This window comes from Pseudomonas sp. EYE_354 (genome assembly GCF_023148575.1).
Taxonomy (GTDB): Bacteria; Pseudomonadota; Gammaproteobacteria; order Pseudomonadales; family Pseudomonadaceae; genus Aquipseudomonas.
This window is the reverse complement of record NZ_JAHXNQ010000003.1, coordinates 258,070-279,511: the sequence shown is the minus strand read 5'-3', so window position 1 is coordinate 279,511 and position 21,442 is coordinate 258,070. Positions and strand designations below refer to the sequence as shown.

The 21,442-nt window shown below is 61.2% G+C and carries 17 protein-coding genes; 3 read left to right on the top strand and 14 right to left on the bottom strand.

All coding sequences use genetic code 11. The features are described from left to right. Window positions 1-128 precede the first annotated feature (128 nt). Both pncB and nadE read left to right on the top strand, forming a co-directional pair. Window positions 129-1,343 (top strand): nicotinate phosphoribosyltransferase, encoded by a 1,215-nt coding sequence (pncB, locus tag KZX66_RS05875; RefSeq protein ID WP_137220173.1) that lies wholly within the window; start codon window positions 129-131, stop codon window positions 1,341-1,343. Between the two features lie 3 nt (window positions 1,344-1,346). Further along, window positions 1,347-2,174, top strand: coding sequence for an ammonia-dependent NAD(+) synthetase (gene nadE / locus KZX66_RS05870; protein WP_137220172.1), 828 nt, complete (start codon window positions 1,347-1,349; stop codon window positions 2,172-2,174). Between the two features lie 90 nt (window positions 2,175-2,264). On the opposite strand, the gene azu is transcribed toward nadE, so the two are convergent. Then, window positions 2,265-2,711, bottom strand: a complete 447-nt coding sequence (azu, locus tag KZX66_RS05865) for an azurin (RefSeq protein ID WP_137220171.1) — start codon at window positions 2,709-2,711, stop codon at window positions 2,265-2,267. A 331-nt stretch (window positions 2,712-3,042) separates the two neighbouring features. Between azu and KZX66_RS05860 the strand changes: the two genes are divergently transcribed. Further along, window positions 3,043-3,225, top strand: coding sequence for a hypothetical protein (locus KZX66_RS05860; RefSeq protein WP_137220170.1), 183 nt, complete (start codon window positions 3,043-3,045; stop codon window positions 3,223-3,225). An 84-nt stretch (window positions 3,226-3,309) separates the two neighbouring features. On the opposite strand, the gene KZX66_RS05855 is transcribed toward KZX66_RS05860, so the two are convergent. The 13 genes from KZX66_RS05855 to rnr form a co-directional block, all read right to left on the bottom strand. After that, a complete protein-coding gene (locus tag KZX66_RS05855; RefSeq protein ID WP_248077470.1) occupies window positions 3,310-4,200 on the bottom strand; it encodes a transglutaminase family protein in 891 nt (296 codons plus the stop codon). Beyond that, window positions 4,200-6,686 (bottom strand): circularly permuted type 2 ATP-grasp protein, encoded by a 2,487-nt coding sequence (locus tag KZX66_RS05850; protein WP_248077464.1) that lies wholly within the window; start codon window positions 6,684-6,686, stop codon window positions 4,200-4,202. The genes KZX66_RS05855 and KZX66_RS05850 overlap by 1 nt, the downstream gene beginning before the upstream one ends. 148 nt (window positions 6,687-6,834) lie before the next feature. After that, window positions 6,835-10,125, bottom strand: coding sequence for a transglutaminase family protein (locus KZX66_RS05845; RefSeq protein ID WP_248077458.1), 3,291 nt, complete (start codon window positions 10,123-10,125; stop codon window positions 6,835-6,837). A gap of 176 nt (window positions 10,126-10,301) precedes the next feature. After that, window positions 10,302-10,751: a hypothetical protein gene (locus KZX66_RS05840; RefSeq protein WP_248077456.1), complete on the bottom strand. Its 450-nt coding sequence runs from the start codon at window positions 10,749-10,751 to the stop codon at window positions 10,302-10,304. After that, a complete protein-coding gene (locus KZX66_RS05835) occupies window positions 10,744-11,667 on the bottom strand; it encodes an NAD synthetase (protein WP_248077454.1) in 924 nt (307 codons plus the stop codon). Before KZX66_RS05835 ends, KZX66_RS05840 begins: the two co-directional genes overlap by 8 nt. 121 nt (window positions 11,668-11,788) lie before the next feature. Then, window positions 11,789-14,092 (bottom strand): YgiQ family radical SAM protein, encoded by a 2,304-nt coding sequence (locus KZX66_RS05830; protein WP_248077452.1) that lies wholly within the window; start codon window positions 14,090-14,092, stop codon window positions 11,789-11,791. Window positions 14,093-14,188: 96 nt separating this feature from the next. Next, window positions 14,189-15,586: a replicative DNA helicase gene (gene dnaB, locus KZX66_RS05825; protein WP_017526410.1), complete on the bottom strand. Its 1,398-nt coding sequence runs from the start codon at window positions 15,584-15,586 to the stop codon at window positions 14,189-14,191. Window positions 15,587-15,696: 110 nt separating this feature from the next. After that, entirely contained in the window at window positions 15,697-16,143 is a 447-nt protein-coding gene (gene rplI / locus KZX66_RS05820) for a 50S ribosomal protein L9 (protein WP_003171376.1), read from the bottom strand. Between the two features lie 18 nt (window positions 16,144-16,161). Beyond that, window positions 16,162-17,055 (bottom strand): hypothetical protein, encoded by an 894-nt coding sequence (locus KZX66_RS05815; RefSeq protein WP_248077450.1) that lies wholly within the window; start codon window positions 17,053-17,055, stop codon window positions 16,162-16,164. A gap of 36 nt (window positions 17,056-17,091) precedes the next feature. Next, a complete protein-coding gene (rpsR, locus tag KZX66_RS05810) occupies window positions 17,092-17,322 on the bottom strand; it encodes a 30S ribosomal protein S18 (RefSeq protein ID WP_003171373.1) in 231 nt (76 codons plus the stop codon). Between the two features lie 29 nt (window positions 17,323-17,351). Next, window positions 17,352-17,774 (bottom strand): 30S ribosomal protein S6, encoded by a 423-nt coding sequence (rpsF, locus tag KZX66_RS05805; RefSeq protein ID WP_003171371.1) that lies wholly within the window; start codon window positions 17,772-17,774, stop codon window positions 17,352-17,354. 208 nt (window positions 17,775-17,982) lie between these two features. After that, window positions 17,983-18,747, bottom strand: coding sequence for a 23S rRNA (guanosine(2251)-2'-O)-methyltransferase RlmB (gene rlmB, locus KZX66_RS05800; RefSeq protein WP_248077446.1), 765 nt, complete (start codon window positions 18,745-18,747; stop codon window positions 17,983-17,985). Then, window positions 18,744-21,374, bottom strand: a complete 2,631-nt coding sequence (gene rnr / locus KZX66_RS05795) for a ribonuclease R (protein WP_248077443.1) — start codon at window positions 21,372-21,374, stop codon at window positions 18,744-18,746. The genes rlmB and rnr overlap by 4 nt, the downstream gene beginning before the upstream one ends. Window positions 21,375-21,442 lie beyond the last annotated feature (68 nt).

The following is a 21,442-nucleotide window of genomic DNA, read 5'->3' as shown; positions in this document are numbered from 1 at the left end:
AACTGCGGCGCAGGCAGCCATGCAAAAAATCACTGGCAAAACCCCACAGGTCTATGCGCCACTAGCCCCCTTCCCTAATCGTGCGTAAAGGCTGGCGCCCAGCGCCGACCCGTCTGGAGATTCCCGTTATGAGCGAGAGTGTGTTTGCCGATCGCATCGTGCAGAACCTGCTCGACACCGACTTCTACAAGCTGACCATGATGCAGGCGGTGCTGCACAACTATCCCAACGTGGAAGTTGAATGGGAGTTTCGTTGCCGCAACAGCGAAGACCTGCGCCCGTACCTGGCGGAGATCCGCTACCAGATCGAGCGCCTCGCCGAGCTGAGCCTGAGCCCGGATCAGTTGGGCTTCCTGGAACGCATCAGCTTTATGAAGCCGGACTTTTTGCGCTTTCTGGGGCTGTTCCGCTTCAACCTGCGCTACGTGCAGACCGGTATCGAGAACGGCGAGTTGTTCATCCGCCTGCGCGGGCCGTGGCTGCATGTGATCCTGTTCGAAGTGCCGATGCTGGCCATCGTCAGCGAAGTGCGTAACCGCTACCGCTATCAGACCGTAATCCTCGAACAGGCGCGCGAGCAGCTGTACCGCAAGTTCGACTGGCTGACGGCCAATGCCGGCAGCGATGAACTGTCGGAGCTGCAAGTCGCTGACTTCGGCACCCGCCGGCGTTTCTCGTACCGGGTGCAGGAAGAAGTGGTGAATGTGCTCAAGCACGACTTCCCCGGTCGCTTCGTCGGCACCAGCAACGTGCACCTGGCCCGCGAGCTGGACATGAAACCCCTGGGCACCATGGCCCACGAATGGATCATGGCCCACCAGCAACTCGGCCCGCGCCTGATCGACAGCCAGATCGCCGCCCTCGACTGCTGGGTCCGCGAGTACCGTGGCCTGCTGGGCATCGCCCTGACCGATTGCATCACCACCGACGCGTTCCTGGGCGACTTCGATTTGTACTTCGCCAAGCTGTTCGACGGCCTGCGTCACGACTCCGGTGACCCGGTGCAGTGGGCCGAAAAAGCCATCGCCCACTATCACAAGCTCGGGATCGAGCCGATGAGCAAGACCCTGGTGTTCTCCGACAGCCTGTCGCTGCCCAAGGCCCTGGAGATTTTCCGCGCGTTGCGTGGTCGCATTAATGTAAGTTTCGGGATCGGCACCAACCTGACCTGTGACATTCCAGGGGTGGAACCGATGAGCATCGTGCTTAAAATGACCGCCTGCAATGGTCAGCCCGTCGCGAAAATCTCCGATGAAGCGGGCAAGACCCACTGCAGCGATCCGAATTTTGTCGCCTATTTGCGTCACGTTTTCAAAGTACCTGCCATCGCCAGCAAGGAGTGAATCATGCAAGCCGTACAGCGCGAGATTGCGCAGCAGCTCAAGGTGCAAGCACCGTTCAAAGACCAGGCCGCCCTTGAGGCCGAGGTGGCCCGGCGCGTGGCCTTTATCCAGGACTGCCTGCGCAACTCCGGCCTCAAGACGTTGGTGCTGGGCATCAGCGGCGGTGTCGACTCCCTTACCGCCGGCCTGTTGGCCCAGCGTGCCATGCAGGAACTGCGCGCCAGCACCGGTGACCAGGCGTATACATTCATTGCCGTGCGCCTGCCCTACGAAACCCAGTTCGACGAAATCGACGCCCAGGCCTCGGTGGACTTTATCGATCCGGACGAACGCCACACCGTAAACATCGGCCCGGCGGTGAAAGCCCTGGCCAATGAAGTGGCGGCGTTTGAAGGCAAGGCCGCGGTGTCGCGGGACTTCGTGCTGGGCAACACCAAGGCACGCATGCGCATGGTGGCGCAGTACACCATCGCCGGCGCGGCCGGTGGGCTGGTGATTGGTACTGATCATGCTGCGGAAGCGGTGATGGGCTTTTTCACCAAGTTCGGTGATGGCGCCTGCGACCTGGCACCGTTGAGCGGGCTGGTGAAAAACCAGGTGCGCGCGATTGCGCGTCACTTTGGTGCGCCGGAATCGCTGGTGGAGAAGGTGCCGACGGCCGACCTGGAAGATCTGTCACCGGGCAAGCCGGACGAAGCGTCACATGGCGTGACCTACGCCGAGATCGATGCGTTCCTGCACGGTGAGCCAGTACGGGAAGAAGCGTTCCGGATCATCTGCGAGACGTACCGCAAGACCGAACACAAGCGGGTGATGCCGTTTGCGCCGTGAGGTGAGCCAGATCGTTCTGTGTTGATTGTCAGATAGCATTCGCGAGCAAGTCGAAGCGTCGGCTTGCTCGCGACACACCATAACGCGGTGTTACTTGATGACCACAGTGCCTTTCATCATCGAGATGTGGCCTGGGAACGAGCAGAAGAACATGTAATCCGTACCGGCAGCCAGCTTCGACACATCGAAGGTCACCGAGTCTTTTTCGCCGGCACCGATGATCTTGGTATGGGCGATGATGCGGGTGTCACCTTCTTTCAGGTAGTTCTTGTCGATACCGGCAGCCATGCCGTCAGTGGCCACCGGCTGCATGTCGGCAGCGCTGGTCAGCACCCAGTTATGGCCCATGACGTTCTTCGGCAAGCTGCCGGAGTGTTCCAGGTTCACGGTGAACGTCTTGCAGCTTTTGTCGATCGTGATTTCTTTGGTGTTGAAAGACATTTGGTCAGTGGAGTCGACAGTCACTTTGCACTCTGCAGCAAGCAACTGGCCGCTCGCCAGAGTCAGCAGGGAAACAGCAACGAGTTTGGCAAACATGTGAATCTCCAAGGCAGGGTTTAAAAAACGCGGATTGCGGTAGGGTGCCTCAAGCAGGCTTGAATTCTTATGATCTGAATCAACAGATTGTATACAACTTTAGGCTATCAGACTTATCAACACAATCTACCAGCCAAAGTCGCAGGACCCGCCTATGATCGGCCCATCACCCACCGGAGCCTGAGCCATGCACTTCAATCAATTCTTCAACGGCCTGCTGGCCGCATATGCCTGCGGTAAGTGAAGGCCAAGCGCGCTGCTAAGCTGCTACCATAGCGACCCAAGGCAGCTGCGCGCCGCCACCCTCACCTTCGACCCTAGAGGATCGCCCATGGCCAAACCTAATTACTCCTTCGCCAAACGTCAGAGAGACTTGGCCAAGGAACAGAAGAAAGAGGAAAAGCTGCAACGCAAGAAAGCCGCTGCTGATGAAGAAGCCGGCGCACTGAACGCAGACGTCGATGCTGAAGAAACGAGCGACGAGACAGAAACACCAAAAGATCCGGCTGAATAATTTCTTGATGGTGAGCGGGTTGTCGAATCGTCGCGCCGCCCGCTCGCTATAAAAACCTCCACAGAAACGGCTGCGCCGCGTGGATCACTCCAGTGGCATCACCGTCACCCGCACTTCCGGGTCATGGCTGCCGCCCCCCAGAATCACCCCGCGCAACGGCGACACATCGGAAAAATCCCGGCCCCAGGCCAGGGTGATATGTTCCAGTGCCGGCTGCACGTTGTTCGTCGGGTCAAAATCCACCCAGCCCGCCATCGGACAAAACACCGAAACCCATGCATGGGATGCGTCGGCGCCGATCAGCCGTGGCTGGCCGGGCGGTGGCTGGGTGAGCAGATAACCGCTGATATAACGCGCCGCCAGGCCCCGTGAGCGCAGGCAGGCGAGCATCAGGTGGGCGAAGTCCTGGCACACGCCACGACGGCGCTCCAGCACTTCCACCAACGGCGTGGCGACCTGAGTGGCCTCGGCGTCGAAGGTGAATTCGCTGAAGATCTTTTGCATCAATGCCTGCACGCCCACCAGCAAAGGCTCGCCGGGCGGAAAGCAGCTTTCGGAGAACTCGACGAAGGTTTTCTTCAGGTGCACGTAGGGCGATTCGAAGCGATAGCGGCAGGCTTCGATCGCCTCGGGTGACAGCGGCTGGCTGCTGTAGGTCAGGCTGTCCCGGGTCTGGTCCCAAGGCGGCGACTGCTGAAAGTCCAGCACCGGCCGCGCCAGCACTTCTACGGTCAGCGCGGCATTGACCAGCAATTCATCATGGGGCCGCTCGAACGCCAACCGCGTGATCGGGTTGCCGAACACATCCAGTTCATCCCGGCGCGACGACGGCAGCGGGCTGATATCCAGCTGCTGAGCGCTGCAACGCTGCCAGGCGCAAGGGCGCGGCCACAAGTGCGCCAATTGCTGGGCCAGGGACACCGGACTGTCGTAGTGGTAATGGGTATCGTGAAAAATCTGGTAGCGCGCACTCATCACAACGACACCGTTTGCTGGCTGACATCATCCACATGGGCAAAATGGCGCAGCGCCAGGCGATCCGACACTTGCCCGCTTTCATCGGCGACCGCTTGCAGCAGGTCGGCCAGGCCATCCAAGGCGGCGTGTACGCTGACCTCGCCAAACAGCGCGTTCTCCAGGCAGCCCAGGTCGAAGCGCGCCAGGCGCTCCACCAACGGCGCCAGGCCGGTCTCACGGGGTACGCCAAAATCATCATTGAGACGACGCAGGGTGCGATTGACCAGCTTGAGCTGGAACAGCACCGCATGGGGGTTCTGCTCGTCAAGCAGCAACAGGTCGAGCACCGGGATCAACTGTGGCACCGCCAGGTAGCGTGAGCGGTAAGTGATGCTGCTGTTGCCCAGTTCCAGCAACCACTCCAGCCCGGCCTGATCGAACACGGCCACGCCGCGCAGGAACGCGGCCAGGCTGCTGCTGAGAAACTGCAGGCGCTCGATGCGCCGGCCCATCATCAAAAAGCGCCAGCCTTCGTCGCGGGTCATGTCATCCAGGGCAAACCCGGACAACGCCGCCAACGACATCACCAGGCGGTTTAAAAAGTCGAGCAACTCGCCAAAGTCCGGGGCTTCGCTTTCCAGCTCCAGGGCTTCTCGCTGCAACTCAACCAGGGCCTGCCAGTTCTCACGGGACAGTTTGCCGCGCACCTGGGAGGCGGCCCACTGCAAGCGTTGCAGGTTGGCGCGCAGGCTTTGCGGCCAGTCATCACCGAGCAACGCAGCGAGCAGGCGCTCGGGCAGCTCACCCTCTTCCGGCAACAGGCGCAGGTTCTCACCCAACTCCACCGCCGCCTGCAACGCCAACGGGTCATCCCCGTCGACATAGCGCGCCAGCACAATGCGCAACCAGCGCGCGCTGTCATCGCAGCGCTCACAATAGCGGCCGAACCAGAACAGATTTTCCACCACCCGCGACGGCAGATAGGGATCGCGGCGCACCAGGTCGTGGGCGCCGATCGTGCGCTGGGCGCGCCACTGCTCACCACCCGGCGCACGCTCGCCGAGCACCCAGGTGTCCTTGCTCGCGCCACCGCGCTGCATCGACACCACTTCGGCGTCGGCCTCGGCCGCCACACGGGTCAGGCCCCCCGGTAACACTCGGTAGCCGTCGGCGCTGGCCACGGCGTACACGCGCATGCCAATGGCACGGTGCTGCAAGTGGTCATCCACGGTGTGCCAGACCGGCGCCTGGGACAATTGCGCCAGCTCCTGGGCGACATACGCGTAAGGCCGCGCCCGCATGCGTTCGGCCAGGGCCTGGCGCTGCTCATCGTCGAGGTCGCGCCCGAATACCGGAGCGAAGCTTTGCGAGGGGAATGCCGGTTTGATCAACAACTCCGGCAGCTTCTCCAAGGCTTCGGCCAGTACCGGCGCTTCACCGCACCACCAGGTGGCGATGGACGGCAGGATCAGTGCTTCGCCAAATAAAAACTCATTGATCTTCGGCAGGAACCCCAGCAGACCGGGGGATTCGAGCACGCCGCTGCCCAAGGCGTTGGCCACCAGCACATTGCCTTGGCGCACGGCATCCAGCAGGCCGGGCACGCCGAGGGCCGAGTCGGTGCGCAGCTCCAACGGGTCGCAGAAGTCGTCGTCCAGGCGCCGCATGATCGCGTGCACCCGACGCAGGCCGCTGAGGGTTTTGAGGAACACGGTGCTGTCGCGCACGGTCAGGTCGCCGCCTTCCACCAACGGGTAACCGAGCTGGCGCGCGAGGTAGAGGTGTTCGAAATAGCTTTCGTTGAAACGGCCGGGGGTGAGCAGCACGATCAGCGGCGGCTGGTTATCGTGCGGCGCCTGGCGGGCCAGGGTTTCCTGGAGTGTGCGGAAGAAGCCGGTGAGGTGCTGCACTTGCAGGTCGCGGTACAAATCCGGAAAGGCACGGGACACGATGGTGCGGTTTTCCAAGGCATAACCGGCGCCCGACGGGGCCTGGGTACGGTCAGCCGTCACCCACCAACGACCGTCCGGGGTGCGCGCCAGGTCCACGGCGTACAGGTGCAAAAACGCCCCATCCGGTGGCTGTATGCCCTGGCACGGCCACAGGAAATTGTTATGCCCGAACACCAGCTCCGCCGGCAGCAAGCCTTCTTTGATCAGGCGTTGTGGGCCGTAGAGGTCGGCGAGCACGGCATTGAGCAGGCGCGCACGCTGGGCGATACCGGCCGACAAGTGCTGCCATTCATCAGCCGCCAGCACATGGGGCAACAAATCCAGCTCCCACGGGCGGTCGGCGCCCTTGGGGTCGGCGTAGACGTTGTAGGTCACACCGTTTTCCTGGATCTGCCGCATCAGCAGCGCCTGGCGCTGGGCCAGTTGCGCGGGGGTACTGCGTTGCAGGTGATCGAGCAAGCGCCGCCAATGGGCACGCACCGCGCCGCCGTCATCCAGCAGTTCGTGATAGGTGCCCGCGGTCAGCGGGTAACGGTCGAGCAAGTCGGACATGGAACGCTCGGCAGGGCAAAGGGGGCTCAGATTAACTCAACAAACACTGCAAATCCCCGTGGCCTCCAGGCTTTTGTGGTGAGCGGGCCGGCCCCGCGCGAGGCAAGCTCGCTCACTACAAAGGCCTGAGGCCACAGTGAGATGGCGTTCAGTCTTTTTTATTGGGGAAACGTCGCAGATCCAGAGTCATCGGCAGCTCGTCGTTAATCTCAAGGGCTGGCACAGGTAATTTTCCAGGCGTATGCCCCAACCGGAAGAACCGTGCCATGCGCCGGCTCTCGGCTTCGTTGGCGTTCACCGGCAAGCTGTCGTAGTTACGCCCGCCCGGATGCGCCACGTGATACTGACAGCCGCCCAGAGAACGTTGCATCCAGGTATCGAGCAGATCGAACACCAACGGTGCGTGCACCGCGATGGTCGGTTGCAGGCAGTTGGCGGGCTGCCAGGCGCGGTAGCGCACACCGGCAACGAACTCGCCCACGCGGCCGGTCGGTTGCAGCGGCACCGGGATGCCGTTGCAGGTCAGCAGGTAGCGCTGCGGCGGCAGGCCGCTGAGTTTGACTTGCAGGCGCTCCAGGGACGAATCCACATAGCGCACCGTGCCGCCCACCGCCCCCTCCTCGCCCAGCACGTGCCAGGGCTCCAGGGCTTGGCGCAGTTCCAGTTCGATACCGCTGACGGTGTAGTCGCCGACCTTGGGGAAGCGGAACGCCAAGTGCGCCGCAAACCATTCGGCACGCAGCGGGTAGCCTGCGGCGTTGAGTTCGACGATTACGTCGGCGAAGTCCTGCTCGATAAAATGCGGCAGCAAAAAGCGGTCATGCAGCTCAGTGCCCCAGCGCGCCAGTTTCGGCGGTGCGTAGGGTTCACGCCAGAAGCGCGCGACCAGCGCCCGCAGCAACAGTTGCTGGGTCAGGCTCATGCGCGCGTGGGGCGGCATTTCAAAGGCGCGCAGTTCGAGCAGGCCCAGGCGGCCTGTGGCGCCGTCGGGCGAGTAGAGCTTGTCGATGCAGAACTCGGCGCGGTGAGTGTTGCCTGTCACGTCGATCAGCAGGTTGCGCAGCAGGCGGTCTACCAGCCATGGCGGGCATTCTTCGCCGGGCGCGGGCATTTGGGCGAAGGCTATTTCCAGCTCATACAGCGCATCGTTACGCGCTTCATCCACCCGTGGCGCCTGGGAGGTCGGGCCGATAAACAAGCCGGAGAACAGGTAGGACAACGACGGATGGTTATGCCAATAGCTGATCAGACTGCGCAGCAAATCGGGACGACGCAAGAACGGTGAGTCCTTTGGCGTGGCGCCGCCGAGCACAAAGTGGTTACCGCCGCCGGTGCCGGTGTGGCGCCCGTCGATCATGAACTTTTCGGTGGTCAGGCGGGTTTGCCGCGCCTCTTCGTAGAGGAATTCGGTGCGCTCAACCAACTCGTCCCAGGTTGCGGACGGCTGCACGTTGACTTCGATCACACCTGGATCCGGCGTGACCCGGAAGTTACTCAAGCGCATGTCGAAGGGTGGCTCGTAGCCTTCGAGCAGCACCGGGCACTGCAGCTCTTCGGCAGTGGCCTCAATTGCGGCGACCAGCTCCAGGTAATCCTCGACGCGCTCCAGGGGCGGCATGAACAGGTACAGGCGCCCTTCCCGCGCTTCGGCACACAGCGCGGTGCGCGTGAGCCAGTCGGCGGACTCATCCACCTTCGGCACGCGCTCTTCGCTTGGCGCCGGCTCGGCGTGATTGTGCAGTTGCGCGGTGCTCGGCAATGGCGCCTGATCCTGGTTCGGATCAGTGGGGTGCACGAACGGGTATTCCGCCGCCGTCACCCAAGGCTGCGAGGCCAAGGGCAGGCGATAGCCCAACGGCGAATCCCCCGGCACCAGCCGGCAATGGTTATCGCGCAGGTACCAGCGGCCACTTTGCCAGCGGTCATTGGCCGCGGTGCGGGCCAGCGGCAGTACTTGGCCGATGACTTTATCAAGGCCCTGGCTGAACACTTTACGCAGGCGTTCGCGCTCCAGGTCATCGCTCAGACGCGGGTCCTGGGCGGTGACGTTTTGCGGCAGCGCGCCTTCGCGCCACAGGTAGTAGAAGTTGTCTTCGAACGCCGGGAATACAAACCGCGCAGGCAGTTTGAGGCGCTCGGCGACGCCTGCGAGGAAGCGCCCGGCCATGACGCCATCGGCGCCGTAGTCCTGCTGCTCATCGGCGATCAGCGCGCTGTTGTGCCAGATCGGCTCGCCGTCGCGGCGCCAGTAACAGTTGAGGGACCAACGCGGCAGTTGCTCGCCGGGGTACCACTTGCCCTGGCCGAAGTGCACCAGGCCCTGGGGCGCGTAGTGTTTGCGCATGCGCTGAAACAACTCGGCCGACAAACGCCGCTTGTCCGGGCCGAGCGCGGCGGTGTTCCATTCGGCGCCGTCGGGGTCGTCGATGGACACGAAGGTCGGTTCGCCGCCCATGGTCAGGCGCACGTCGTCCTTGAGCAGGTCGGCGTCGATCTGCCGGCCCAGGGCCTGGATCGCCAGCCATTGCTCTTCGGTGTAGGGCTTGGTGACGCGCGGCGCCTCCCAAATGCGCTCTACCGACATCTCGTGGGTGAACTCACACTCGCACGGCTCCACCAGCCCGCTGATCGGCGCGGCAGACGAAGGATCAGGGCTACAAGCCAACGGAATATGGCCTTCACCGGCAAACAACCCCGAGGTGGCGTCCAGGCCGATCCAGCCGGCGCCGGGCAAATACACTTCGCACCAGGCGTGCAGGTCGGTGAAGTCCACTTCGGTGCCAGACGGGCCATCGAGGGCTTTGACGTCGGCCGTCAGTTGGATCAAGTAGCCGGACACGAAACGTGCCGCCAGGCCCAGGTTGCGCAGCAATTGCACCAGCAGCCAGGCCGAGTCGCGGCAGGAGCCGGACGCGTTTTCCAGAGTGAACTCCGGGGTTTGCACGCCCGGCTCCATGCGGATCAGGTAACCGATGTCGGCGGCCAAACGCTGATTGAGCCCCACCAGAAAATCCACGGCGGGCAGCGGCGTGCGGTCGATGCCGGCCAGGTAAGCGGCGAACTTCGGCGTCAGCGGCAGGGTTTCCAGGTACGGCGCCAACTCGCGCTGCTCATCGGCGGCGTAGCTGAAGGGGATTTTTTCAGCGTAGGGCTCAAGGAAAAAGTCGAACGGATTGAACACCGCCATCTCGGCGACCAGATCGACTTCGATGCGTAACTCGTCGGTTTTTTCCGGGAACACCAGGCGCGCCAGGTAATTGCCCTGGGGGTCCTGCTGCCAATTGATGAAGTGCTGCTCGGGCAGCACCTTGAGTGCGTAAGACAAAATCCGCGTACGGCTGTGGGCCGCCGGGCGCAAACGCACGATTTGTGGGCCGAGTTCGACAGCGCGGTCATAGCGGTAATGCGTAACGTGGTGCAACGCGACATGAATCGACACGGCGGCCTCCTGCTAGCCTGGGCATGGGCACAACGCGCGCAAGACTTATGCCAGAGCGGAGGTCATTGCGCTTTATCGTCAGACCCGGTGCAGTAGAGCACCAAAACGGCGCCAATGTACCTACCCTGGTGCAAGAGCTGCACATATTTGTGGCGCAGGGTGGCGAATCTTCCCACCTAGCGTGCTTTGTGTGTCGCAATGATAGCTTGGCGCAGCCGTCTCACTTCAACGAGTTTCTGGCGCATTTCGCGGTGACGCTTACTGTTGAGCAGCAGCAACCCCAACAGCGGGAACAGCAGGCTCAAGCCATAGGAAAGCGGATGCGGACCAAATGCGATGGTGGGCAGTACCCCCAGCACGCAGAGCGCAAGCAACGTCACCAGCGGCCAGACCCATTGCGGCCGCCCGCGCGCGATCATGAAATTGCACTGCACGATGCCCCACGTCAGCGCGAGGCCACCGAGGAAGGAATACTTGAGGTTGTCGTTCATCGGCAAGCGCGGGAAATAACTGTCGAAAATCAGTGGCACCGCAAACACCAGGCTGAACACCGCCGCGAAAATCGCCCCCATGAAGACCGGAAAGTACTGCGCCAGAAAACTGCGAATACCGGGCAGCTCATTCATTGCTCATTTCCTCATACAGTCCCACGGCAATCGTGCGCACATTCCCCGAGATTGCACTGCCGGTGAAGCCGATGGCCGCGCCCAGGGCATCCCGTATCTGGGTCACCGTTGCATGCTTGACCTGGGCGGGGGTAAACCGCTTGGTCGCCTCGCCGGACAGTTGCTTCAACTTGAGCATTTTGGCGGTCATGCGCGGGTCCTGGATGCTGAGCAGCTCCTTCGTGAGCTTGGCGCGCTCTTGCCGGGTCAATCCTCGCAATACGTCCCGCACACTTTTGCCGGTGGTGGCCTGGTTCAGCCGCACCAGCTTTATCGTGGTCAACGTCGATGCGCCGACCCCGATCAACGACGCCGCATCCAGTGCGATCATCGTGTACTGATACCACTCCGAGCTGTCGAGCTTGTCGTTTTTGGACGGGTCACTGATCTCATTGCTGACGCGATAGCCACTGGCAAAACACTGCAACGTGCTGGCCGTGGCCGCGGTATAGCCGATGGCCGTGATCACGCTGCTGGCGCCCGCCGTGAACGGCACGGCGACGGTGCCGCTGAGCACGACGATCCAACCGATGATCGCGCCTGCGCAGGACAGCGATGTGTTGATCGCCTCTCCCACCAGGCGCGATTCACGAGGGTTGTCCTGGACCTGTTGCGCAAACTGCGCCGGGGCAATGTACTTCTGCGCTTCACGCAAAATAATGCGTTTGGGCGCGATGCTGCAGATCGGCTGGAACTCACGCAGGGTGACCACGTTGAAATCGGCGTCGATGTACACCACGCCCGCGCCGACAATACTAGGGTCGGCGTCGATCGCCGCAAACAGGCGTGGCAGGTTGATCTGGCTCTCGATGCGCTGGCGCGCCATGAACTGGGAACGGTTGGAGTCCATGCCGATGCCGGCCAGGGGGTTGCCCATGGGGGTGATCTTCCTTGAAATGGGTGATGACTGAACTGACGCCACCTTAACAAACAGGCTACCCACCGACTAGAAAGCAAAACGCCAGCACGAGGCTGGCGTTTTGTATTTCAGGCGGCGATCAACGCGGCACGACGGGCTTGCGTGCAGGCTTGCCGCCCTTGCCCTTGGCCGCATCACTGCGCTCTTTGGCCGCCTGTTTGTTACGTGCCTGCGCCGCGGCCTTGGCTTGTTCGCGCTTGTCCCACGGGTTGCTGCCGTCGCTGCCACGGGGCGGCAAACCGGTGTGCTGGGTGAGGATTTTGGTAGTGGTTTCCTTGGCGACCTTGTGGCTGCCGGCCGGCGTCGAGTTTTTACGACGGGCGCTCTGGTAGCTGTCGGTGCTCGGCTGGTGCAGCGGGATCAACTGGTCCTTGCCCGGCCCGATCAGGTCCGCGCGGCCCATGCGGGTCAACGCTTCACGCAGCATCGGCCAGCCTTTCGGGTCGTGGTAGCGCAGGAACGCCTTGTGCAGACGGCGCTGCTCTTCGCTCTTGACGATGGTCACCGCGTCGCTCTTGTAGGTCACCTTGCGCAGCGGGTTCTTGCCCGAGTGGTACATCGCGGTGGCGGTGGCCATCGGCGACGGGTAGAACGCCTGCACCTGGTCGGCACGGAAACCGTTGCCCTTGAGCCACAGGGCCAGGTTCATCATGTCTTCATCGGTTGTGCCGGGGTGGGCGGCGATGAAGTAGGGAATCAGGTACTGCTCTTTGCCCGCTTCCTTGGTGTACTTCTCGAACATGCGCTTGAACTTGTCATAGCTGCCGATGCCCGGTTTCATCATCTGGTTGAGCGGACCTTCCTCGGTGTGTTCCGGGGCGATCTTGAGGTAGCCACCAACGTGGTGCGTCACCAGCTCCTTCACGTATTCCGGCGACTCAACAGCAAGGTCATAGCGCAGGCCGGAAGCGATCAGGATCTTCTTCACGCCCGGCAATGCACGCGCGCTGCGGTACAGCTGGATCAGCGACGAGTGGTCGGTGTTCAGGTTCGGGCAGATACCCGGGAACACGCAGGAAGGCTTGCGGCACGCGGATTCGATTTCCGGGCTCTTGCAGGCGATGCGGTACATGTTCGCGGTCGGGCCGCCGAGGTCGGAGATCACGCCGGTGAAGCCTGGCACCTTGTCGCGGATCTCTTCGATCTCGCGAATGATCGACTCTTCTGAACGGTTCTGGATGATGCGGCCTTCGTGCTCGGTGATCGAGCAGAAGGTACAGCCGCCGAAGCAGCCACGCATGATGTTCACCGAGAAGCGGATCATGTCGTAGGCCGGGATTTTTTCCTTGCCGTACGTCGGGTGCGGAACACGTGCGTAGGGCATGCCGAACACGTAGTCCATTTCTTCGGTGGTCATAGGGATGGGTGGCGGGTTGAACCACACGTCCACTTCACCGTGCTTCTGCACCAGGGCGCGGGCGTTGCCTGGGTTGGTCTCCAGGTGCAACACGCGGTTGGCGTGGGCATACAGCACCGCGTCGCCGCGCACCTTTTCCACCGACGGCAGACGGATCACGGTCTTGTCGCGGGTCATGCGCGGGCTGGCCAGGATCTGCACGACCTTGGCTTCTTCCGGATCATCCACCGGGCCTTTCTCTTGCTCGATGGCGCAGGCCTGGGTGTCCTGGGTGTTGACGTAGGGGTTGATGATCTTGTCGATCTTGCCCGGACGGTCAATACGCGTGGAGTCCACTTCGTACCAGCCCGCCGGCGTGTCACGACGAATGAACGCAGTACCGCGCACGTCGGTGATGTCTTCGATTTTGTGGCCCCACGACAGGCGCTGGGCGACTTCGACAATAGCCCGCTCGGCGTTGCCGTACAGCAGGATATCGGCTGTGGCGTCGATCAGGATCGAGTTGCGCACCCGGTCCTGCCAGTAGTCGTAGTGAGCGATACGGCGCAGGGAGGCTTCGATGCCGCCGAGCACGATCGGCACGTTCTTGTAGGCTTCCTTGCACCGCTGGCTGTACACCAGGCTGGCGCGGTCCGGGCGTTTGCCGGCCATGCCGCCAGGGGTGTAGGCGTCATCGGAGCGGATTTTCTTGTCGGCGGTGTAGCGGTTGATCATCGAGTCCATGTTGCCGGCCGCGACGCCGAAGAACAGGTTCGGCTCTCCGAGCTTCATGAAGTCGTCTTTGGACTGCCAGTTCGGCTGGGCAATGATCCCGACGCGAAAGCCCTGGGACTCCAGCAGCCGGCCGATGATCGCCATGCCGAACGACGGGTGGTCAACGTAGGCATCACCGGTGACGATGATGATGTCGCACGAATCCCAGCCAAGCTGATCCATCTCCTCCCTGCTCATGGGCAGGAATGGCGCAGGACCGAAACATTCGGCCCAGTACTTGGGATAGTCAAATAACGGCTTGGCTGTTTGCATGACGGTGACCGGTGTTGAGATGAAAAATCGCGGGCGCGGAATATAGCACAAAATTTAACCAATTCCGACGGTAATGGTCGGAATTAAGCAGCTGAGTTATTCGTCGTCGTCAAAGTTGTAACTGCCCGGCGCCAGGTTCTCGAAGCGCGTGTACTTGCCGATGAACGCCAGCCGGATAAACCCGATCGGGCCGTTCCGCTGCTTGCCGATGATGATTTCGGCAATGCCCTTGTGTTCCGTTTCAGGGTGGTACACCTCGTCGCGGTACACGAACATGATGACGTCGGCGTCCTGCTCGATCGCTCCGGATTCACGCAAGTCGGAGTTCACCGGACGCTTGTTGGGGCGTTGCTCCAGGGAACGGTTGAGCTGGGACAGGGCCACCACCGGGCAGTTGAACTCCTTGGCCAGGGCCTTGAGGGACCGGGAAATCTCGGAAATCTCGTTGGTTCGGTTGTCACCGCTGGAACCAGGGATCTGCATCAACTGCAGGTAGTCGATCATGATCAGCGCGATATCACCGTGTTCACGCACCAGACGCCGGGTACGCGCACGCATCTCGGAGGGGCTGATGCCCGCGGTGTCATCAATAAACAGCTTGCGGTCGTTGAGCAGGTTGACCGCCGAGGTCAGGCGCGGCCAATCGTCGTCTTCCAGCCGACCGGCACGCACCTTGGTCTGATCGATACGGCCCAGCGACGAGAGCATACGCATGATCAGCGATTCGCCTGGCATCTCCAGGGAGTACACCAACACCGTCTTGTCGCTGCGCAACACGGCGTTTTCCACCAGGTTCATCGCAAAGGTGGTCTTACCCATGGAAGGACGGCCGGCGACGATGATCAAGTCGGACGGCTGCAGGCCACTGGTCTTCTCATCGAGGTCGGTATAGCCGGTGGAAATACCGGTGATGGCGTTGTCGGTGTTGAACAAGGTGTCGATGCGGTCGATGGCTTTGGTCAGCAAGTCGTTGACGCTGACCGGGCCACCGGTTTTCGGACGAGCTTCGGCGATCTGGAAGATCTGGCGCTCAGCTTCGTCGAGAATCTCTGCGGCAGTGCGGCCTTCGGGGTTGAAGGCGCTATCGGCAATTTCAGTGCTGATGCCGATCAACTGGCGCAGCGTGGCGCGTTCGCGGACGATCTGGGCATACGCCTTGATGTTGGCGACGGACGGCGTGTTTTTCGCCAGCTCACCGAGGTAGCCGAGACCGCCGACCTGGGAGGTCTGGCCTTCTTTGTCCAGCTGTTCGGCGAGGGTCACCACGTCGATCGGCGAGTTCTGATCGGCCAGCTTGGCAATCGCGCGGAAGATCAGGCGGTGGTCATGACGATAGAAGTCACCGTCCGAGACTTGATCCAGCACGCGCTCCCAGGCGTTGTTGTCCAGCATCAAACCACCGAGCACGGCCTGTTCGGCCTCGATGGAGTGCGGCGGCACCTTCAGGGCAGCGGTTTGCAGATCGTATTGCTCAGGAGCTGAAATATCGTTCATGGCCACTTGGAATTAGGGGATTGTAGAAAAACAAAAGGCACGACCTGTAAACAGGATCGTGCCCGATGTTAACCGTCCGACACGCGAGGTGCCAGCCGGTTAGGTGCTGCTTAAGCTGCTACCACGACAACGCGTACGGTGGCTTCAACTTCAGCGTGCAGGTGCACGGCTACGTCGAATTCGCCTACGTTGCGGATGGTGCCGTTCGGCAGACGAACTTCGCTCTTCTGCACTTCAACGCCGGAGGCGGTCAGTGCATCAGCGATGTCGTGAGTGCCGATCGAACCGAACAGCTTGCCTTCGTCACCGGCGGTGGCAGTGATAGTCACTTCCAGCTCAGCCAGTTGGGCAGCGCGAGTTTCGGCCGAAGCTTTTTTGTCTGCTGCTGCTTTTTCCAGCTCAGCGCGACGCTCTTCAAACGCAGCCAGGTTGGCAGCGGTTGCAGCGGTGGCTTTGCCGTATGGCAGCAGGTAGTTACGACCGTAACCGGCCTTAACGTTCACTTTGTCGCCCAGGTTGCCCAGGTTGGCGACTTTTTCCAGAAGGATCAGTTGCATGTGAAAATCCTCTAACTTTTAACCTTCACCGTTCGCGTTATCGGCGTCTTTCGGCGCCAGACGACCGCGAAAATCAATCAGGCCGTCGACAATGGCCAAAACCACGAGTAACGGATAGATCAGCTGCATGAACAGCAACAGCGTGACGTACAACCCCACCAGCCAAAACCTGGCCAGGCGCTTCTGCGCGGCGAGCCCATGAATCAGGGCCAGCCCGGCAAACACCAGCGGTACGCTGCAAATCGGCGCCAGCAAGGCCATCTGTGGACCGAAGTTCGGTCCGACAACCATGCACGCCAGCAGCAACATCGCGGGGCCCACGGGGATTCTGATACTGCGAAACTCGCGACCAAAACCACCCGGGTTGTACAACAACGCCTGCCAATAACGCCCAAGAATCAGGCTCAGCACGCTGACGATCTGCAGCAACGCCGCAATCAGGCCGGTCAGGACCGGGGCAATCAGTGACGCAAACCGCGCTCGCTCATCTACCGACAATTGCTGGTAGAGATCCCCGAGGGCCAGGGGCAGGATCTTGACGATCTCCTGCGCCAGCGCCTCGATTTGCGGGCGGAAAGCCGCGCCAAGCATCACTGAGTACACCAACCCCAATGCCACGCTGACCAGCAGCGTGCGGACCCAGGACTCACTTGCGCGTAAAACCAACGCAAGGCTCGATGACCCCAGCAGTACCAGAAGTACCCGTGGATCACCCATTTGCAGCCACCAGATCAAGGCCGGCAACAATCCCAGGGCAAGAACGCCAAGAGCGTCCTTCAAACCGCGCCGCAGGAGCACAAGGCAACCTGCGGCAGCACCCAACCAATAAAGCAACGGCAATGCCGCACATACAGCCACTACCAGAGTGGCCTGCACACGACCGCGCATGATGAACTCAGCTAAGGCGCGCATGCATTCAATCCCTTACTACTTGTCGACTGCCCGGTCTCAGCGGCCGTGGCTGTCGGTGTAGGCCAGCAGGGCCAGGAAGCGGGCGCGCTTGATAGCGGTAGCCAGCTGACGCTGATAACGTGCTTTAGTACCGGTGATACGGCTTGGAACGATTTTGCCGGTCTCGGATACATAGGCTTTCAGAGTGTTGAGATCTTTGTAATCGATCTCCTTCACTTCTTCAGCGGTGAAGCGGCAAAACTTACGACGACGGAAGAAACGTGCCATTTGATAGGCTCCTTAATAAGGTCCGTGGATTACTCGTCAGCGTTATCGCTGCTGTCGCTGTCATCACTATCAGCGCTATCAGCGCCTTCGTGCTCAGGACGGTCGCGACGCTCACGGCGCTCACTGCGGTTTTCTTCAGCCTTGAGCATCTCGGATTGGCCGGTAACGGCTTCTTCGCGACGGATGACCAGGTTACGGATCACTGCATCGTTGTAGCGGAAGTTGTCTTCCAGCTCGGCCAGGGCCTTGCCAGTGCACTCAACGTTCAGCATCACGTAGTGAGCCTTGTGAACATTGTTGATTGCGTAGGCCAGTTGACGACGGCCCCAATCTTCCAGACGGTGGATTTTGCCGCCGTCTTCTTCGATCAGCTTGGTGTAACGCTCAACCATGCCGCCGACTTGCTCGCTTTGATCCGGGTGGACCAAAAAGATGATTTCGTAATGACGCATGAATGCTCCTTACGGGTTGTAGCCTGCCGCTCAAAAACGGTCAGACAAGGAGTGAATGACACTTATGGATCTCGCCGCAGGGGAGGCACATGCGTGCCTGCCGAGTGGGCAAGGGGCGCAATAGTAGAGGAGCAGGGGGGAAGCTGCAAGCTGCAAGCTACAAGTGGTCACCCACCCCGCTGTGAACTTGCAGCTTGAAGCCAGCCGCTTACGACTTGCGCGAAGCGACTGCGTTCTTGGCACCACGTTGGCGCTGGGCTTCGAACAGGCACACGCCGGTCGCAACCGACACGTTGAGACTGCTGACGCTACCGGCCATCGGCAGGTGCACCAGGTAATCGCAATGCTCACGGGTCAGGCGACGCATACCCTTGCCTTCTGCGCCCATGATCAGGATGGTTGGGCCGGTGAGGTCCTGGTCATAAATGCTGACCTGCGCCTCCCCCGCCGTGCCCACGATCCACAAGCCGCGCTGCTGGAGTTTCTCCAGGGTGCGCGCCAGGTTGGTCACGGCTACCAGGGGAATCACTTCCGCCGCGCCGCAGGCCACTTTACGCACGACGGGCGTCAGGGTAGCCGACTTATCCTTGGGCACGATCACCGCCAGCGCACCGGCCGCATCGGCCGAACGCAGGCAAGCGCCAAGGTTGTGCGGGTCGGTCACGCCGTCCAGCACCAACAGCAGCGGAGCACCCTCGGTACGATCGAGGAGTTCATCGAGCATCGCCTCACCCCAGACCTGGCTTGGACTGACGTCCGCAACCACACCCTGGTGAACGCCTTCTACCCACACGTCCATTTCACGACGCTCGGCCTGACCGATGGCAACCTTGTTTTGGGTTGCCAGCTCAACCAGCGCTTGTACGCGTGGCTCGCTGCGCCCTTCGGCCAGCCATACTTGCTTGACGCGTTTTGGGTGGTGACGCAGCAGTGCTTCTACGGCATGCACGCCGTAGATTTTTTCCAGACTCATGACTTGGCCTTAGGTTTGCGCGACCCGCCGCTTTTCGCGGGGGCCGAACCCGCTTTTGGCGGGCCTTTACGATGCTTACTGGGTTTGCTCGACGGTTTTTCCGCCGCGTGGGACTTTCCCCCAGACGCCGCTTTACCACCGCTTTTGGCTTCGTTGAGCAACTGCTGCTTCAACTCGCGGCTTTTGCGCAATTCAGCATTTTTAGCCGCTGCGTCGCTGGGGCGGTAGGCTTCAGGGGCCTTGTCCTTGGCCGACGAACGCCGACCGGCCTTGGCCGGTTCAGGCTCAGCGGTTTTAGCAGGAGCACCTTTACCTTTGGTCGCCGGCGCTGCGGTTTCGCTGCCGCGCTTTTTACGGCCCGTCGGCGATTCGGCAGGCTTGTCAGGCATACCGAAGTCGATCTTGCGCTCGTCAAGATCGACACGCATGACCTGCACTTCCACGGTGTCGCCCAGGCGGAAGCTGCGACCAGTGCGCTCGCCCGCCAGGCGGTGGTGCACAGGGTCAAAGTGGTAGTAGTCACCCGGCAACGCGGTGACATGCACCAGGCCTTCGACGTAAATATCGGTCAGTTCGACGAACAGGCCAAAGCCGGTCACGGCGGTGATCACACCCGGGAACGACTCGCCCACGCGGTCCTTCATGAACTCGCACTTGAGCCAGTTCACGACGTCACGGGTGGCTTCGTCGGCGCGGCGCTCGCTCATGGAGCACTGCTCACCCAACTGTTCCAGGGCCGCTTCGTCGTACGGGTAGATACGCGCCTTCGGAATGGTCATGGCACCAGCACGCTGGACGTGCGGGGTGTTCTGCTTGGAATGGATCACGCTGCGGATGGCGCGGTGCGTGAGCAAGTCCGGGTAACGACGAATCGGCGACGTGAAGTGGGTGTACGCCTCGTAATTCAGGCCGAAGTGGCCTTGGTTATCGGCGCTGTACACCGCCTGACTCAACGAACGCAGCATCACGGTCTGAATCACGTGGTAATCCGGACGATCCTTGATGCTTGCCAGCAGTGCCTGATAGTCCTTCGGCGTCGGGCCGTCCTTGCCTTTGTGCAGGGACAGGCCGAGTTCGCCGAGGAAGGCACGCAGTTTTTCCAGGCGCTCCGGCGGCGGGCCGTCGTGCACGCGGTACAACGCAGGAATTTCGTGCTTTTTGAGGAATTCAGCAGTGGCTACGTTGGCTGCCAGCATGCACTCTTCGATCAGCTTGTGCGCATCGTTGCGGGTCGTCGGAGTGATCGCGGCGATCTTGCGCTCGGACCCGAAGACAATCCGGGTTTCCTGGGTCTCAAAATCGATCGCGCCACGGGTATGACGAGCGCCCAGCAGCACTTTATACAGCGAGTAAAGCTGCTTGAGGTGCGGCACGACACCGGCGTACTCGGTACGCAGGGCTTTGGCTTCGCTGGTCTTCGGCGTTTCCAGGATGGTGCTGACCTTGTTGTAGGTCAGGCGCGCCTGGGAATGAATCACCGCCTCGTAGAACTGGTAGTCGGTCATTTCGCCGGTTTTCGAGATGGTCATCTCGCACACCATGGCCAAACGGTCGACTTTCGGGTTCAGGGAGCACAGGCCGTTGGACAGCTGCTCAGGCAGCATCGGGATCACCCGCTCAGGGAAATACACGGAGTTGCCGCGTACCTGAGCTTCATTATCCAGGGCCGAACCGATCTTCACGTAGCTGGACACGTCGGCAATCGCGACGAACAACTTCCAGCCGCCGGAGAACAGGCGCAGTTTGCCAGGCTTGGCTTCGCAGTAAACCGCATCGTCGAAGTCGCGGGCATCTTCGCCGTCAATGGTGACGAACGGCAGATGACGCAGATCGATGCGCTTCTCTTTGTCTTTATCTTCGACTTCCGGCTTGAGCTTGGCGGCTTCTTTGAGCACAGCCTCAGGCCAGACGTGAGGAATATCGTAGGTGCGCAAGGCAACATCGATTTCCATGCCAGGCGCCATGTAATTGCCAACCACTTCGACGATATCGCCCTGTGGCTGGAAGCGCGCAGTCGGCCAGTGGGTGATTTTCACCTCGACGAACTGACCGACCTTGGCGGCGCCATTGCGGCCAGGCGTGATCAGCACTTCCTGCTGGACCTTTGGGTTGTCCGGCACGACGAAGCCGATACCGCCTTCTTCGAAGTAACGGCCGACGATGGACTCGTGGGCACGGGACACCACTTCAACGATCACGCCTTCACGACGACCGCGACGGTCCAGGCCGGAAACGCGCGCCAGGGCACGGTCGCCATCGAACACCAGACGCATTTGCGCCGGGCTCATGAACAAGTCGTCACTGCCGTCGTCCGGGATCAGGAAGCCGAAGCCATCACGGTGACCGGCGATGCGACCGAGGATCAGGTCGAGCTTGTCTACCGGCGCATAGGTGCCACGGCGGGTGTAGATCAGTTGCGCGTCGCGCTCCATGGCACGCAAACGGCGGCGCAGGGCTTCGAGCTGGTCTTCGGTGGTCAAACCGAACTCTTCAACCAACTGCTCACGGCTAGCAGGCGAACCCCGATCGGCGAGGTGCGCCAGGATCAGTTCGCGGCTAGGAATAGGGTTTTCATATTTTTCCGCTTCACGAGCGGCCTCTGGATCGAGGGACTGCCAATCGGCCATTAGAGAGTTTTCACCTTGTCTATATGCGGGTTAGTTTGGCATACGCGTATTGAAACGGGAAATTTCAG

Excerpts from the sequence above, each read along its gene's own strand:
- pncB (WP_137220173.1), top strand. The coding sequence starts at position 129 with ATGAGCGAGAGTGTGTTTGCCGATCGCATCGTGCAGAACCTGCTCGAC.
- nadE (WP_137220172.1), top strand. The coding sequence starts at position 1,347 with ATGCAAGCCGTACAGCGCGAGATTGCGCAGCAGCTCAAGGTGCAAGCA.
- azu (WP_137220171.1), bottom strand. The coding sequence starts at position 2,711 with ATGTTTGCCAAACTCGTTGCTGTTTCCCTGCTGACTCTGGCGAGCGGC.
- KZX66_RS05860 (WP_137220170.1), top strand. The coding sequence starts at position 3,043 with ATGGCCAAACCTAATTACTCCTTCGCCAAACGTCAGAGAGACTTGGCC.
- KZX66_RS05855 (WP_248077470.1), bottom strand. The coding sequence starts at position 4,200 with ATGAGTGCGCGCTACCAGATTTTTCACGATACCCATTACCACTACGAC.
- KZX66_RS05850 (WP_248077464.1), bottom strand. The coding sequence starts at position 6,686 with ATGTCCGACTTGCTCGACCGTTACCCGCTGACCGCGGGCACCTATCAC.
- KZX66_RS05840 (WP_248077456.1), bottom strand. The coding sequence starts at position 10,751 with ATGAATGAGCTGCCCGGTATTCGCAGTTTTCTGGCGCAGTACTTTCCG.
- KZX66_RS05835 (WP_248077454.1), bottom strand. The coding sequence starts at position 11,667 with ATGGGCAACCCCCTGGCCGGCATCGGCATGGACTCCAACCGTTCCCAG.
- KZX66_RS05830 (WP_248077452.1), bottom strand. The coding sequence starts at position 14,092 with ATGCAAACAGCCAAGCCGTTATTTGACTATCCCAAGTACTGGGCCGAA.
- dnaB (WP_017526410.1), bottom strand. The coding sequence starts at position 15,586 with ATGAACGATATTTCAGCTCCTGAGCAATACGATCTGCAAACCGCTGCC.
- rplI (WP_003171376.1), bottom strand. The coding sequence starts at position 16,143 with ATGCAACTGATCCTTCTGGAAAAAGTCGCCAACCTGGGCAACCTGGGC.
- KZX66_RS05815 (WP_248077450.1), bottom strand. The coding sequence starts at position 17,055 with ATGCGCGCCTTAGCTGAGTTCATCATGCGCGGTCGTGTGCAGGCCACT.
- rpsR (WP_003171373.1), bottom strand. The coding sequence starts at position 17,322 with ATGGCACGTTTCTTCCGTCGTCGTAAGTTTTGCCGCTTCACCGCTGAA.
- rpsF (WP_003171371.1), bottom strand. The coding sequence starts at position 17,774 with ATGCGTCATTACGAAATCATCTTTTTGGTCCACCCGGATCAAAGCGAG.
- rlmB (WP_248077446.1), bottom strand. The coding sequence starts at position 18,747 with ATGAGTCTGGAAAAAATCTACGGCGTGCATGCCGTAGAAGCACTGCTG.
- rnr (WP_248077443.1), bottom strand. The coding sequence starts at position 21,374 with ATGGCCGATTGGCAGTCCCTCGATCCAGAGGCCGCTCGTGAAGCGGAA.